Below are 14,769 nucleotides of genomic sequence, written 5' to 3' on the forward strand. Positions count from 1 at the left end.
CACCCCACCAGGCCCCACCGAACCCCCCGTCACCACCACCAACCGCACACCCACCAACCGCTCCTCCACCAACCACCCCCGCACAAACGCAAGGGCGGACTCGACGGTCGCCAGGGCCAGTTCGCCGGCGTCCTCGCCGGCCGGGAGCTCGAAGGCGGTCAGGACGACCGCGGGCGGGGTGGCGTCCGGGCCGAGTGCGTCGAGGAGGGCGCCCAGGTCGGCGTGATGGGCGACGGGCAGACCCTCGGTGTCCAGCACGTCGGGGCCGACGACAGCCCATTCGCCGGGGGCGGGCGGAGCCGCGGCCACGGTCCGCAGCGGGACCCAGGCGACTTCCAGCACCGGGCTCGACGCGGTTCGGCCGACGGGCGAGTTCATCTCACGCAGCGTCAGCCCGTCGACGGAAGCGACCGGCGCGCCGCTCGCGTCGGCGGCCTCGATCGAGGTGGTGCCGTCCGCGCGCCGGGTCAGCCGGACCCGCAGGTCGGTCGCGGCGACCGCGTGCAGCCGGACGCCCGACCAGGAGAACGGCAGCCTGGTGGCGGCGGCAGCGGGGTCGAGGACGAGCAGGTGCAGGGCGGCGTCCAGCAGCGCGGGGTGCAGGCCGTACGCATCGGCCGCCGCCCGCTGGTCCTCGGGAAGGCTGATCTCGGCGTAGGTGGCGTCGCCGTCCGTCCAGGCGCGGGTCACGCCCTGGAACAGCGGCCCGTAGTGGTACCCCTGGTCGGCCAGGCGCGGGTAGAGGTCCGCGACGTCCAGCTGGTCCGCTCCGGCCGGCGGCCACTGCTGCGGCAGCGCGGAGGGCGTGGCCGCGCCGCGGACCAGGGTGCCGGTGGCGTGCCGGGTCCACTGCTCCTGCGGCGTGTCGGCGTCCTCCGGCCGGGAGAAGACGGTGACCGCTCGCCGTCCGGTGTCGTCCGAGGCGGCGAGCGAGACCTGCAGGCGCACCGCGCCGGCCTCGGCGAGGACGAGCGGTGCTTCGAGGGTCAGTTCCTCCAGAGTCCGGTGGCCCACGCGGTGCCCGGCGTGCAGGGCCAGTTCGACGAATGCCGTGCCGGGCAGCAGCACGGTGTCGCCGACCCGGTGGTCGGCCAGCCAGGGGAGGCTGCGCTGCGAGAGCCGCCCGGTGAAGACCAGCTGTTCGTTGTCGGCCAGGGTGGTCGTCGCGCCGAGCAGCGGGTGGTCGTCCGGTTGCAGGCCGAGCCCGGTCGCGCCGCCGGCGGTGCCGGCGGGTTCGGCGAGCCAGTAGCTTTCCCGCCGGAAGGGATAGGTGGGCAGTTCGGCGGTGGCGGCGTCGCCGGGGAACAGCCTGTCCCGGTCCGGCGACGCTCCGCCGGCGATCGCGCGGGCGAGCGAGTCGAGGAACTGCGGACGGCCGCCCTGCTGCCTGCGCAGCGATCCGACGGCGGCGCCGTGGACGCCCATGCCGTCGAGGGTCTCCTCGATGCCGACGGTGAGCACCGGGTGCGGGCTGGCCTCCACGAACAGGGTGTGGCCCTGCTCGATCAGACCGCGGACGACCTGTTCGAAGCGGACGGGGTTGCGCAGATTGCGGTACCAGTAGCCGGCGTCGAGCTGCGTGGTGTCCTCGACGAGTGCGCCGGTGAGCGTGGAGTGGAACGGCACGGCGGAGTGCGGGCGCGGTGCGATCGGCGCCAGCAGTTCGGCGAGTTCCGCTTCCAGCGCCTCGACGTGCGCGGAGTGCGAGGCGTAGTCCACCGGGATCCGACGGGCGCGGACGCCGGACTCCTCGCAGTGGGCGAGGAGTTCACCCAGGGCGTCCGGGTCGCCGGAGACGACCGTCGAACGGGGCCCGTTGGCCGCTGCCACGGACAGACGGCCGGACCAGGCGGCGAGCCGCTGCTCCACGTCCTCGGCGGCCGACGCGACGGAGACCATGCCGCCGGTACCGGCCAACCGCAGCAACGCCTTGCTCCGCAACGCCACCACCCGCGCCGCATCCCGCAAGGACAACGCACCCGCCACACACGCCGCCGCTATCTCCCCCTGCGAATGCCCCACCACCGCCGCCGGCTCCACCCCGAACGACCGCCACAACTCCGCCAACGACACCATCACCGCGAACAACACCGGCTGCACCACATCGACCCGCTCCAACGAAGGAGCCCCCGGCACCCCCTCCAACACCCCCGACAACGACCAGTCCACGAACTCACCCAGCGCCGAACCGCACTGCGCCATCCGCTCCGCGAACACCGCCGACGACCCCAACAACTCCGTCGCCATCCCCACCCACTGCGACCCCTGCCCCGGGAACACGAACACCGGACGGGCGTCCTGTGCGGCGTAGCCGCGCACCAGCAGGTCGTCGGAACCGTCGGCCGCGAGCGCGCGCAGCGCCCGCAGGGCCTCCTCGCGACCGGTCGCGGTGACGACCGCGCGGTGTTCGAAGCGGGCGCGTCCGGCGGCCAGGGTGCGACCGATGCCCGCCACGTCGAGCGGGCCGTCCTCGGCGGCGAGGACCGTGGCCAGCCGGTCGGCGACGCCGCGGAGCGCCGAGTCGTCACGGGCGGTCAGCAGCCACGGCAGGCCGGGGCCTGCTCCGTCGGGGACGGCGGGGGTGGGGACGGCGGGGGTGGGGACAGCTGGGCCCTCTTCGAGGATCAGGTGGGCGTTGGTGCCGCTGATGCCGAACGAGGACACGGCGGCCCGGCGCACCCGCTCGCCGCGTTCCCACGGAACGGCGTCCTGGAGCAGGCTGACGGCTCCGCTGCTCCAGTCGACGTGCGAGGTCGGACTGTCCACGTGCAAGGTCCGCGGCAGCAGGCCGTGGTGGAGGCTCATCACCATCTTGATCACGCCGCCGACGCCGGCGGCCGCCTGGGCATGGCCGATGTTGGATTTGAGGGAGCCCAGCCACAACGGCTTCGCCGGGTCGCGGCGCAGGCCGTAGGTGGCCAGCAGCGCCCGTGCCTCGATCGGGTCACCGAGGGTGGTACCGGTACCGTGTGCCTCCACCGCGTCGACGTCCGCCCCGGTCAGTCCGGCGACGGCCAGCGCCTGCCGGACCACCCGTTCCTGGGCCGGTCCGCTGGGCGCGGACAGGCCGTTGCTGGCGCCGTCCTGGTTGACCGCCGAACCGCGGATCACCGCGAGCACGCGCAGGCCGCGGCGCTCGGCCTCGGACCGGCGCATCAGCACCAGCATGCCCACGCCCTCGGCCCAGGCGGTGCCGTCCGCGGCCTCGGCGAAGGCCTTGGCCCGACCGTCGGGTGCCAGTCCGCGCTGGCGGCTGAACTCGACGAACATGCCCGGCGAGCTCATCACCGCGGCGCCGCCGGCCAGCGCCGTCTCGCACTCGCCGCGCAGCAGCGACTGGGCCGCCATGTGCAGTGCCACCAGCGAGGACGAGCAGGCGGTGTCCACGGTGATCGCCGGTCCGTGCAGGCCCAGGGCGTACGACACCCGCCCGGAGGCGACGCTGGAGGTGCTGCCGGTCAGCAGGTAGCCGTCGTAGCCCTGGGCCGCCTGGTGCAGGCGCGGCCCGTACTCGGGGGCGACGGCGCCGACGAACACCCCGGTGCTGCTTCCGCGCAGGCCGGACGGGTCGACGCCGGCCCGTTCCAGCGCTTCCCAGGAGGTCTCCAGCAGCAGCCGCTGCTGGGGGTCCATCGCGGTGGCCTCCCGGGGGCTGATCCCGAAGAAGCCGGGGTCGAAGCGGTCCGCGTCGAGCAGGAAGCCCCCGACGTCGACGTAGGAGCGTCCGGGCCGGTCCGGGTCGGCGTCGAAGAGCGTGTCGAGGTCCCAGCCGCGGTTGTCGGGGAAGCCGCCGATCGCGTCGACGCCGTCGGCGACCAGCCGCCACAGGTCCTCCGGCGAGGCCACCCCGCCCGGGTAGCGGCAGGCCATGCCGACGATCGCCACCGGCTCGTCGACGGCCACCAGCGGGCCGGTCGGTCGCGTGTCGTCCGGCGTGTCGCCGGCGAGCCGCTCCGCCAGGTGCCGGCCCAGCGCGAGCGGGCTCGGGCAGTCGTACAGCAGGGTGGTCGGCAGGTCGAGGCCGGTGGCGAGCGAGAGCCGCGCGCACAGGTCGACCGACATCATCGAGTCCAGGCCGAGGTCGCGGAAGACTGCCGAGCCGTCGACGTCCCCGGCCGAGGTGTGTCCGAGGACGGCGGCGACCTCGGCGCGGACCAGGGCGGACAGCGCCCCGGTCCGGTCCGGCCCGGCGGGTACGGCGGGTACAGGAGCTACGGCGGGTACGGCGCCGGCATCCGGGTCCGCCTCGGCGGTCGCGCCGCGCGGTGCGACCGCCGGGCGGCCCGTTCCGACGGGTTCGGGCCAGAAGCTCTGTCGCTGGAAGGCGTAGGTCGGCAGCGGGACGGTGCGGGCCCCGCTCGGGGCGAAGAAGGCGGACCAGTCGAGGTCCACCCCCGCGAGGTGGAGCTGCGCGAGCGAGCGGACGAAGGTGTCGTCCTCCGGCCGGTCCCGACGCTGCGCGGCCACCGCGAGCGGGCCGGGGGTGGCATCCGCGGGAAGGTTCTGCCGGATCATGTGGACCAGCGCCGCGTCCGGGCCGATCTCGAGGAAGCGGGTGACGCCCAGTTCGTGCAGGGTCCGAACGCCGTCTCCGAACCTGACCGTCGCGCGGACGTGCTCGGCCCAGTAGTCGGCGGAGGCCAGCTGCCCGGGCGAGGCGAGCGTCCCGCTGAGGTTGGAGACGACGGGCACGGCGGGAGCCGAGAAGTCCAGTCCCGCGGCGAGTGCGCGCAGGTCGTCGAGCGCCGGCTCCATCAGCCGGGAGTGGAAGGCGTGGCTGACCTGGAGCCTGCGGGTTCGCCGTCCGCGTTCCCCGAACACGGCCGCTACCGCGAGCACGGCCGCCTCGGGGCCGGAGACGACGGTGGAACCGGGAGCGTTGACGGCGGCGATCCCGACGTCGCCGCCGTGCGCGGCGAGGACGTCCCGCACTTCGTCCTCGGTGGCCTCGACCGCGGCCATCGCGCCGCCCTCGGGCAGTGCCTGCATCAGCGCGCCGCGGCCGGCCACCAGTCGGCAGGCGTCGGGCCGGGACAGCACCCCGGCGACGTGGGCGGCGGCCAGTTCGCCGATCGAGTGGCCGATCAGGTAGTCGGGGTGGATGCCGAGCGATTCGAGCAGACGGAACAGTGACACCTCGAAGGTGAACAGGGCGGGCTGGGTGTACGCGGTCCGGTCCAGCAGGGCGGCGTCCGGGGTGCCCTGGTCGGCGAACATCACGGTCCTCAGCGGATGCTCCAGCAGGCCGTCGAACTCCGCACAAAGTTCGTCCACGGAATTCCTGAACTCGTCGAAGGCCTCGTAGAGTTCGCGGCCCATGCCGGCCCGCTGGGCACCCTGGCCGGAGAACACCAGGGCCAGCGCGCCGCCCGGTTCGGCGCTGCCGGTCAGCACCTCGCCGACGGGGCGGCCCTCGGCGAGCGCGGTCAGCCCGTCCACCAGGGCGCCGCGGTCCCGGCCGACGACGGCCGCACGGTGTCCGAAAGCGGTCCGGGTGGTGGCCAGCGACAGTCCGAGCTCGGCGGGCGTGTCGTGCGACCCGTCCGACAGCCGGTCCAGCAGCCGCCGCGCCTGCCCCTGCAGGGCGGCCCGCGTCCGCCCGGACAGCACCCAGGGGACGGTCCGATCGGCCGACGGCGCGGCGGCGTCCGGCTCCGGCTCCGGCTCCGGCTTCCGGTGCTCGGCGAGGACGAGGTGGCAGTTGGTGCCGCCCATGCCGAAGGAGCTGACGCCGGCCACCAGTCGCTCCTCGGGACGGGGCCAGGGCTCGTGCCGGGTCTGCACCTGCAACCGGAGCTCGTCGAGCGGGATGTCGGGGTTGGGGGTCCGGAAGTGCAGGCTGGCGGGGAGTTCGCGGTGGCCCAGACTGAGTGCGGTCTTGATCAGCCCGGCGATGCCGGCGGCCGCCTCCAGATGTCCGATGTTGGTCTTGACGGAGCCCACTCGCAGCCGGGAGTCGGCCGCCCGGTCGGCGGCGAAGACCATGCCGAGCGCGGCGGCCTCGACCGGGTCGCCGACCCGGGTGCCGGTGCCGTGCAGTTCGACGTACTGGACGTCGGCGGGCCGGAGGCCGGCCGCGGCCTGCGCCCGCCGTACCGCCTCGGCCTGGTACTCGGCGCTGGGCACGGTGAGGCCGTCGGTGCGGCCGTCGTTGGTGACGGCACTGCCGAGGATGACGCACTGGATGCGGTCGCCGTCGCGCACGGCCAGCCGCAGCGGCTTGAGCAGCACCAGGCCGGCGCCCTCGCCGCGCACGTACCCGTCGGCGTCGGCGTCGAAGGTGTGGCAGCGTCCGGTCGGCGAGAGCGCGCCGAACTTCGCGGAGGTTTCGGTGGTCTCGGCCAGCAGGTCGAGGTTCACCCCGCCCGCGATCGCGAGTTCGGACTCGCCCGCCCGCAGGCTCTCGCAGGCGAGGTGGACGGCGACCAGGGAGGACGACTGGCCCGCGTCCACGGCGAGGCTGGGGCCGTGCAGGCCGAGGACGTAGGACAACCGGTTGGCGATGATGCTGCGGTGGGTGCCGGTGACGGTGTGGCCGGTGGCGCCGTCCGGGCCGCGCCGGCCGAGCAGGTGCGCGTAGTCGTCCCAGATCGCGCCGACGAAGACGCCGGTGCGGGAGCCCCGGAGCCGCTCGGGGAGGACGCCGGCGTTCTCCAGGAGTTCCCAGCCGAGTTCGAGGACCAGCCGCTGCTGCGGGTCCGTCTCGACGGCCTCGCGGGGGGAGATCCCGAAGAACGCGGCGTCGAACCCGTCCACCCGGTCGAGCAGTGCCGCGGGCATGGGCCGCCCGTCGCCGGCCGGCCCCCAGCGGTGCCCGGGGGCCGGCGCGACCGCGTCCCGGCCTTCGCGCAGGAGCTGCCAGAAGGCCTGCGGATCGTCGGCCTGCGGCAGTCGGCACGACATGCCGATGACTGCCACGGCGTCCTGGGCCCGCACGGCGGACCGGTCGGCGTCGATCTTCGCGGTTCCTGCAACCACCCTGCTCACTCCTCGGTCGAAAACTGTGGCCCTGGCTCCGTCGTGGCCGCTGTCCCCAGCGGCCGGCGCGCCCTAGTTCTTGCGGGCGACGCCCGCGTAGATGACCATCTCGCTGACCCGGCGCGGGGCGACTTCCCCGGCCCGCCACTCGGTGGTCTCGACCAGGCCGGGAGGCAGCAGTTCGAGACCGTCCAGGAAGTGGCCGATCTGGGTCTTGGAACGGTTGGCGTTGAGTTCGATGCTCCGCTTCTCGAAGGCCCGGTCGGTGGTCGCGGCGAGGTCGTCGAGTTCGGCCAGCGACACGTGGGAGAGCACCAGGTGGCTCCCGGCGGGCAGGGCGTCGAGCAGCAGCCGGACGGCCGCCCACGGGTCCTTGCCGTCCGGGACGAAGTGCAGGACGGCGACCAGCAGGAGCGCCACCGGCTGTTCGAAATCGATGAGTTCGCGCACCCGCGGGTGGTCGAGGACGCTCTGCGGGCTGCCGAGGTCGCCGAGGATCACCGCGATGCCGTCCTGGCCCTGGACCAGCGACTCGGCGTGCACGGCGACAGTGGGGTCGTTGTCGACGTACACCACGCGCGCCGAGGGGTCGATGGCGCGGGCGACGGCGTGCACGTTGTCCTGCGTGGGCAGTCCCGAGCCGATGTCGAGGAACTGGCGGATGCCGACCTCCTCGGTCAGGTAGGTGACGGCGCGGATCAGGAAGTCGCGGTTCGCACGCGCGGCGGCGAACACTCCCGGGTCGGTCACCGCGATCTCGTCGACCAGTGCGCGGTCGACCGGATGGTTCTCGGTGCCGCCGAGCAGGTAGTCGTACATCCGCGCCAGGCCCGGGCGGGTGGTGTCGAGCTCGGTGGAGGTGTCACTCACGGAATCGTCCGATCTTCGTAGGAAGTTGACGTAACGCCGGACGCCGGCCCGAACGGCTCGCGGGCGTCCGACGGCGCGGGCCCGGCCGCGCGGGCCCGACCGCACGTGCTCAGCGGCGCAGGCCTACAAGAAGCCGACGGAACCGGAGCAGGGTGGCCGCGGCGGACAGCAGCACGGGACCGGGCCCGCGCACACCCCTCATCCGCAGCAGCGAGCGGAAGATCCACACCTTGGTCTCGGCGGCGTTGCCGGGGCCGGCGTGCGCGTCGCGGTACTCGAGGACCTCGGTTCGCCGGGTCCTGGTGCGCAGGCGCACCACGTCCGCGCCCGGGATGATCGCGTCCTCCTGGGTCGCCAGGTAGTGGACGGGAATGTCCAGGGCCGCGAGTTCCTCATCGGTGAGCGCCCAGGGTCCCATGTCGCCGGTGATCGCCTCCGCCCCGGCGCCCGTGAGGCCGGCCAGCGTGTCCACGGTGATCCCGGGCAGGCCGCGGCGCCAGTCCGGGTCGGTGAAGAAGGCGCTGACAGGAGCCGCGATGGTGATGATTCCCCTGATTCGCGGGTCGTGGACGGCGCACCGGAGCGCGGCGTGCCCGCTGAAGCTGAGGGTCAGTGCATAGGTCTGCCCGACGTCCGCGGACTCGGCGACGGCGTCCAGCAGTTGCGGGATCATCCGCCAGCTGTCGGCGGTGTACGGCAGCGGGTTCTCCCCCACTCCGGGCAGCTCGGCGACCAGGACGGCCATGCCGAGCCGGGCGGCCCGGCCGAGCAGCGGCATCCACTGCTCCTTGATGCTGATGATGCCGCCCATCACCAGCAGGAGCGGCCGCCGCTCGGCGCCGTCCAGGCCGCTCGCCCAGCACGGCACCTTCTCGCCGAGTACGGGCAGTTCCAGCCGGACCACGCCGTGGTCGGCGGCCCAGGCGGCGCACACCTCCACGCACTTGCGCAGCGCGCGTTCCCGGGCCGGGCCGTCGACCGCCGGGAACCTCGCCAGGTTGTAATAACCACAGGCATCGAGCAGCCGCCCCTCGGCCTCCAGCCGGGCCGCGGCACGGCTCCACTCTCCCGCCCAGGACCCGGGGGCGTCCTGGTCGTCGGACTCGATCCGCTCGCAGACCGCCCGGTACGCGGCCTGCGGGATGTTCTGGGCCCGCGCGTGGGCCAGCCCGTACAGCTTGAGTTCGGCCACGTCGTTCATTCGGCTCCCCTGCCGGACCCGGTCGGATCGGAACGGCGGAGCGCGGCGGGCACCTGGAAGTCCTCCAGCGCGCTCTTGATGTCGGCGAGCAGGTCGGCGGCCTCGGCGCCGTCCACCACCCGGTGGTCGAAGGCGAGGTTGACGCGCAGCACGGGCGCGATCACCACCCGGCCGTCGCGTACCACCGGCCGGTCGGTGATCCGGCCGAGCCCGAGGGTGATGGTGGTGCCGCCGACGGAGTGGAATCCGTCGACGGGCCGGTGGCCGAGCGAGGAGACGGCGAGCGTGCCCATGATCCGCCGCCGACCCGCCGGCGGGCGCAGGGCCCGCCGGAAGAGCAGCGCGCCCAGCGGGACCGGGAGCCGCTGCAACCGCCGGACGGGCGCGAACTCGGCCATCCGAGCCGGGTCACCGTCGCGGTAGTGCGCGAGCCAGGTCTGGATCTCGTCGAGGTCGGCCCGGTCGGCATCGGGCAGCACCGCCGAGAGCACGGCCCGCTCGCCGTCCAGGGTCTTGTCCAGCGCCACCTTCACGTCGACCCGGTCATAGGTCTCGATCCGCGGCCGCAGCACGCCGTGCAGCGCCGCGTTGGCGCGCGGGTGGGCGGCGAGTGCCCGGGCGGCGGCCTGCACGACGACGGCGACCGCCGAGTACCGCCGTCCGCTCTCGCGGGCGGCCTCGCGCACCTGCTGGACCCGGCTCATGTCGACGTCCGTGTCGAGGAAGACGGGAGCGAAGCCGCGGATCGCGCGCAGGAAGTAGTACGTGTGGCGGCGCTGCCGCACCAGCGGCCCGATGCTCACGCGCCCACCGCCAGCCGGTGGACGTGGGCGAGCGTGGGTGCCTCGATCACCTGCGGGAGGGACAACCGTCGACCGGTCTCCCGTTCCAGGACGGTCAGCAACCACATCACGTGCAGCGAGTCCCAGCCCGGCACCTCGTCGATGTCGCGGTGCAGGTCCTCGACGGTGATCGGGACCCCGAGCTGATCGCCGATCAGCTCCGCGAATTCGTCCAGACTTTTCAACGTCCCTCCTTCTCAGGGCGGTCGGCGGACTCCGTGCGGTCGATGAGCCGGATGTGGCCGGGCACGGCCGGCAGTTCCTCCAGCACGTGGCGGTAGGCCGTGGTCGCCCCGTCGCCCCCGGTCTCCCGGAACCCGTGGTCGGGGTAGAGGCGGGCCACCTTGGCGTTCTTCGCCGTGGCCCGGTACTCGGCCTCGACGACGCGCACGCCCTGTGCCTCGGCCTGCCGCAGCACGGCGGCGAGGCAGGCGCCCTCCACACCGCGGGCCAGTACCCGGCAGCTCAGCAGGAAGTTCTCGACGGTCAGCACCTCACCGGACTGCCGCAGGAACACCGCGCCGGTCAGTCCGCTGTCGCCGAACCGGTCGCCGACCCGTACCGACAGCACCGTCCGCGTGGGGTCGTCGATCCGGTCCTGCACGTCGGCCGGCTGGAGCCGCTCCGTGGTCAGGTTGAACTGGTTCGTGCGCAGGGTCAGTTGGGAGATCCTTTGGATCTCGCCGGGTTCCGCCGGAGCGAGCGTGACGGTGATGCCGAGGTCCGCCAGGTAGCCGTCGAGGCTGGCGTGCGCGGTGCGCAGTTCGCCGCGCGCGGCGTCGGCCCGGTACATCGCGGTGCGTTCGCCGTCCTCCGCGGTGACCTCTCTGACGTTGAACCAGCCGTCGGCCAGCAGTTTCTCGACGTGCAGGGCGGGCTCCGCGTCGAGCGGGACCACGTCCACCTCGGGGCAGTGCTCCCGGACGACCCCGCACTCATGGGGGCTGTCGTCGACGAAAACGAAGCTGTCGAGGCCGATGCCGATGGCAGCGGCGATCTCCCGCAGGTGGCCCGGCTTGGCCTGCCAGTCGGCCCTGACCCGCACGAAGTCGTCCTCGCGCAGAGTCATGCCGGGGTGGGAGCGAAGCACCTCGCGGACCGGTTCCAGGTCGTTCTTGCTGACCGCGGTGAGCAGCACGCCCTGAGCCGCCAGTTGCCGTACCGCGCGCTGGAACGCGGTGAACGCCTTCCCTCGCAGGCCCTCGCCGATCTCTATGCCCTCGAAGCCGTCCTCGCTCAGAACGCCGCCCCACAGCGTCTCGTCGAGGTCGACGGCCAGGCATTTCTTGGTCCGGCCCTGCAGGTGCCGGACCAGGTGCGCGGCCTCCTTCGCATAGGCGGCGAGCAGCGGGGCGGACAGATGGGCACCGGCGTAGGTGCTGAGTCGCGGGTCGCTCGCGGGCACGCCCTCGGCGAGCAGCGGGTCGAGGTCGAGCACCACGACCTGGGGGCTGCGCTCGCCGAGCCGCAGCAGCCGGGCACCGGCCTCCCGCCACAGGGCGCCGAGCCGGGCGCGCGATCGGTAGTCGACGAGTTGGGCGGTGAAGCGCCGCAGCAGTGGGAGGGTGTTGAGGACGAGGGTGGCCTCGCTGTGCACGACGAACTGTTCGGCCAGGCCTTCGATCAGGGCGATCCGGTGGTCGACGGCGGTCCGCACGGCGTCGAGGTCCCAGGGGGTGGGCAGGTCGTCGAGCACCATCATCGGGTCGAGGACGCAGAGCACCAGGTCGGGCCGGGAGGCGTGCAGTTCGCCGGCCGGGTCGGAGAGCTCGGCGACGTAGCTGTCGAAGTCAGTGACGGTCGGACGCAACAGCACTCCGTGCCGGGCGAGTTCGGCGGTCAGCGGCGGCACCAGCATGGCGAGGTTTCCGTGCCCGGTGACCGCGACCCGGACCAGCGGCACCTGGGGGTGTGCGCGCAGCACCTCCTCCGGGTCCAGTCGGGCGAGCAACTGTCCGGCACGCTGGAACTCGGCCTCCGGGGCGACCGACAGCCGGGCGCGCACCTGCGGGTAGTCGGCGGCGAGTCGCCCGGCGCGGTGGAGGTCGAGCAACGAGCCGGGCGTGGCCGTGGTCGCGGTCATCTCGCTCACACCCGCTCGATCGCGAGGCCGGCCCTGATCCACTTGCTGGACTCGACGGAGATGCCCAGGGCCCGGTCACCGGGGCTCATCAGGTCCAGCGCCTGTTCGAGCTGGAAGAAGGGCGTGGCGTTGCCGGTGTTGCCGGTCCGTACGACGCAGCTGATCTCCTGGGCGCCGGGCAGCGCGAGGGCTTCGAGCACCTTCCGGGTCATCCGGCCGGAGAGCTGGGGCGGCATGACGTAGTGGACGTCCTCGGGTGTCCATCGGAGGTCGGAGAGCAACCGGTCGAGGATCTCGCGGCTCATCCGGGGCACGGAGGCCTCGATCTCCTTGTAGTCCTCGACGGCCGGGATCCGGTCGGACGTCCGGTCGGCCGGGCCGAACCATTCGAGGATCTGACCGGCGGGCCGGCCGAGCCCGGTCAGCCGGACGGAGCTGTGCCGGACCACGGCCCGCGCGCCCTCCGGATCGGCGGCGAGCACCGCGGCACCCGCCCCGTCGCCGAACAGCACGTAGTTGATGAGCTGCTCGGGGCGCATGGCCCCGAAGTCCTGGCCGAGGTCGAAGTACTTCTCGTTCAGTTCGCCGCCGAGGACCAGCGCCCGCCGGTACGCGCCGGTGCCGAGCAGCTGGTGGGCGGTGCTGAGCGCCTGGAACGCCCCGGTGCAACCCGACTGGAGTTGGAACACCGGAAGGTCGTCGATGCCGAGCCGCTCCGCGACCACGGAGGCGGTGGTGGGCAGCAGACGGTCGGGGGTGGCGGTGCCCATGACCAGCAGGTCGATGTCCTCGGGCGCGAGGGAGGCGGAGTCGAGCGCGCGCCGGCCGGCGAGTTCGGCGAGGTCCGCGAGCGAGTTGCGGCGTTCACCGGTGTCCAGGTCGACGGAGAGGTGCCTGGTGGCCGTTCCGATGAAGAGCTGGATCCACTCCTCCCACTGGTCGCTCGCGCCGAAACGTCGCGCGAGTGCCGAATTGTCGACCGGTGGACCGGGAAGGGCAGTGCCGGTTGACACGATATGGATTCCCTCGGGGTGCATCAGATCCCTCCGCGTGGTCGGCGTCGCTGCCCGGCGGGGCCGCTCCGGACGAGATCCTCGGACCGGGTTCTTAAGTGGATTTAAGGCCATCCTTGGGCGCGGCCTCGGAGGTGACGGCGTTGCCGACCTGACCAACTGCCTTAAGATTGACTTTAGTTGGCAGCACGAGGATCTATGCGGAGGCAATCCAGTCACACCACACCCGGAAGTGAGAATTCCGTGAATGACGTGCCGCTCGGGAATAATATCCTTCAGTTCCCGATTGTTCGCAGTTGCCCATTCACCCCCCCTGCGGAGTACACCGCACTGCGCGCCGGGAGTCCGATCGCCAAGGTCGCCCTCCCCGGCGACCGCGTGGCCTGGCTGGTGACCAAGTACGACTACGTACGGCGACTGCTCGCCGACCCGCGGGTCAGCTCCGACCCGATGAAGCCCGGCTTCCCCTCGCTCGTCGAGGGCCAGCAGGAGGTCGACAAGGCCGGCGTGCTGCCCTGGATGGACCCGCCGGAGCACAACCTCTACCGTCGCACCGTCGTCAACGAGTTCACCTTCCGCCGGATCAAGGCCATGCGCCCCTACATCCAGGGCATCGTCGACGACTGCGTCACCGCGATCCTCGCCAAGCCCGGCGAGGCCGACCTGGTCCAGGAACTCGGCCTGATCGTTCCGTCGCTGGTGATCTGCGAACTGCTCGGGGTCCCCTACGACGACCGCGCGATGTTCCAGCAGCGCGCCCGCACCGTCGTCAACCGCACCGTCACCGCCGAGGAGTGGGCCGCCAACCTCGGCGACATGCGGACGTACCTGGCAGACCTCGTCGAACGCAAGAGCGCCGACCTGTCCGAGGACGACCTGCTCACCCGGCTGATCGTCAAGTTCGCGGAGAACGGCCTCGACGACCGCAATCAGCTGATCGGCCTCGCGGTGCTGCTGCTGATCGCGGGCTTCGAGACCACCGCCAGCCTGATCTCGCTGAGCGCGGTCGTCCTGCTCACCCACCCCGATCAGCTGGCGCTGCTCCAGGCCGACCCGGCCACCGCCCCTGCCGCGACCGAGGAACTGCTGCGCTTCATCAGCCACGCCGACCACGTCACCCACCGGGCCGCCATCGAGGACATCGAGATCGACGGGCTGGTGATCCGGGCCGGCGAGGGCATCCTGCTGTCCACCGCGGCGGGCAACCACGACCCCGACGTCTTCGAGGAGCCCGGCACCCTCGATCTCGCCCGCGACAGCCGACACCACCTGGCCTTCGGCTACGGCATCCACCAGTGCATCGGCCAGAACCTGGCCCGGCTGGAACTGGAGGTGGTGCTGTCCACCCTGTTCACCAGGATCCCCACCCTGAAGCTGGCGCTCCCCGTCGAGGAACTGCCGTTCAAGCGGGAGACGCTGATCTACGGCTACGACTCCGTTCCCGTCACCTGGTGAGCGTCCCCCGCAGCGGGGACCGCACCGCCCGGGTCACCGTCGACCCCGCCAAGTGCATCGCGGCCGGCCAGTGCGCCAGAGTGGCTCCGGAGGTCTTCGACCAGGACCCGGACGAGGGCACCTCCCTCGTTCTGCGGCCGAACCCCGATCACGCCGACGCGGCCCTCGCCCGTCTCGCGGCCGGCCTCTGCCCCGCCGCCGCGATCCATATCGCCGACTCCTGAAGCGAGGTCCGTCGACCGGCCGGCCGTAGTAATTTCCGGTCGACGGACCTCGCCCGTGCGCGTTAACCACCACGATCGCACACCAACCGCGAATTTCACAGGA

9 protein-coding genes are annotated in these 14,769 nt (G+C 72.7%); 2 read left to right on the plus strand and 7 right to left on the minus strand.

The features are described 5' to 3' along the window. The 7 genes from ACFVHV_RS40215 to ACFVHV_RS40245 form a co-directional block, all read right to left on the minus strand. On the minus strand, nt 1–6,978 hold a 6,978-nt coding region (locus ACFVHV_RS40215; protein ID WP_380358362.1), incomplete at its 3' end, for a type I polyketide synthase. Nucleotides 6,979–7,050: 72 nt separating this feature from the next. Then, nucleotides 7,051–7,848: an SAM-dependent methyltransferase gene (locus ACFVHV_RS40220; protein WP_380358365.1), complete on the minus strand. Its 798-nt coding sequence runs from the start codon at nt 7,846–7,848 to the stop codon at nt 7,051–7,053. 109 nt (nt 7,849–7,957) lie between these two features. Continuing rightward, complete coding sequence (locus tag ACFVHV_RS40225) at nt 7,958–9,049, minus strand: alpha/beta hydrolase (RefSeq protein WP_380358368.1); 1,092 nt, start codon at nt 9,047–9,049, stop codon at nt 7,958–7,960. Continuing rightward, the gene (locus ACFVHV_RS40230) at nt 9,046–9,852 is read right to left on the minus strand and encodes a 2-oxo acid dehydrogenase subunit E2 (protein WP_380358370.1); all 807 of its coding nucleotides are present in this window, start codon (nt 9,850–9,852) and stop codon (nt 9,046–9,048) included. Before ACFVHV_RS40230 ends, ACFVHV_RS40225 begins: the two co-directional genes overlap by 4 nt. Then, on the minus strand, nt 9,849–10,076 hold the full coding sequence (locus ACFVHV_RS40235) for an acyl carrier protein (RefSeq protein WP_380358373.1): 228 nt from the start codon (nt 10,074–10,076) through the stop codon (nt 9,849–9,851). Before ACFVHV_RS40235 ends, ACFVHV_RS40230 begins: the two co-directional genes overlap by 4 nt. Continuing rightward, complete coding sequence (locus ACFVHV_RS40240) at nt 10,073–11,974, minus strand: HAD-IIIC family phosphatase (RefSeq protein ID WP_380358375.1); 1,902 nt, start codon at nt 11,972–11,974, stop codon at nt 10,073–10,075. Before ACFVHV_RS40240 ends, ACFVHV_RS40235 begins: the two co-directional genes overlap by 4 nt. Nucleotides 11,975–11,979: 5 nt before the next feature. Next, entirely contained in the window at nt 11,980–13,011 is a 1,032-nt protein-coding gene (locus ACFVHV_RS40245) for a 3-oxoacyl-ACP synthase III family protein (RefSeq protein WP_380358378.1), read from the minus strand. Between the two features lie 354 nt (nt 13,012–13,365). Here ACFVHV_RS40245 and ACFVHV_RS40250 point away from each other — a divergent pair, with 354 nt between their 5' ends. Both ACFVHV_RS40250 and ACFVHV_RS40255 read left to right on the plus strand, forming a co-directional pair. Further along, the gene (locus tag ACFVHV_RS40250; RefSeq protein ID WP_380358380.1) at nt 13,366–14,442 is read left to right on the plus strand and encodes a cytochrome P450; all 1,077 of its coding nucleotides are present in this window, start codon (nt 13,366–13,368) and stop codon (nt 14,440–14,442) included. After that, nucleotides 14,439–14,666 carry a ferredoxin gene (locus ACFVHV_RS40255; protein ID WP_380358383.1) on the plus strand — a complete coding sequence of 76 codons (228 nt, stop codon included), beginning with the start codon at nt 14,439–14,441 and terminating at the stop codon, nt 14,664–14,666. The genes ACFVHV_RS40250 and ACFVHV_RS40255 overlap by 4 nt, the downstream gene beginning before the upstream one ends. Nucleotides 14,667–14,769: the final 103 nt, after the last annotated feature.

The sequence above is a fragment of the Kitasatospora sp. NPDC127116 genome, from assembly GCF_042677365.1.
Classification (GTDB): Bacteria; Actinomycetota; Actinomycetes; order Streptomycetales; family Streptomycetaceae; genus Kitasatospora; species Kitasatospora lactacystinica.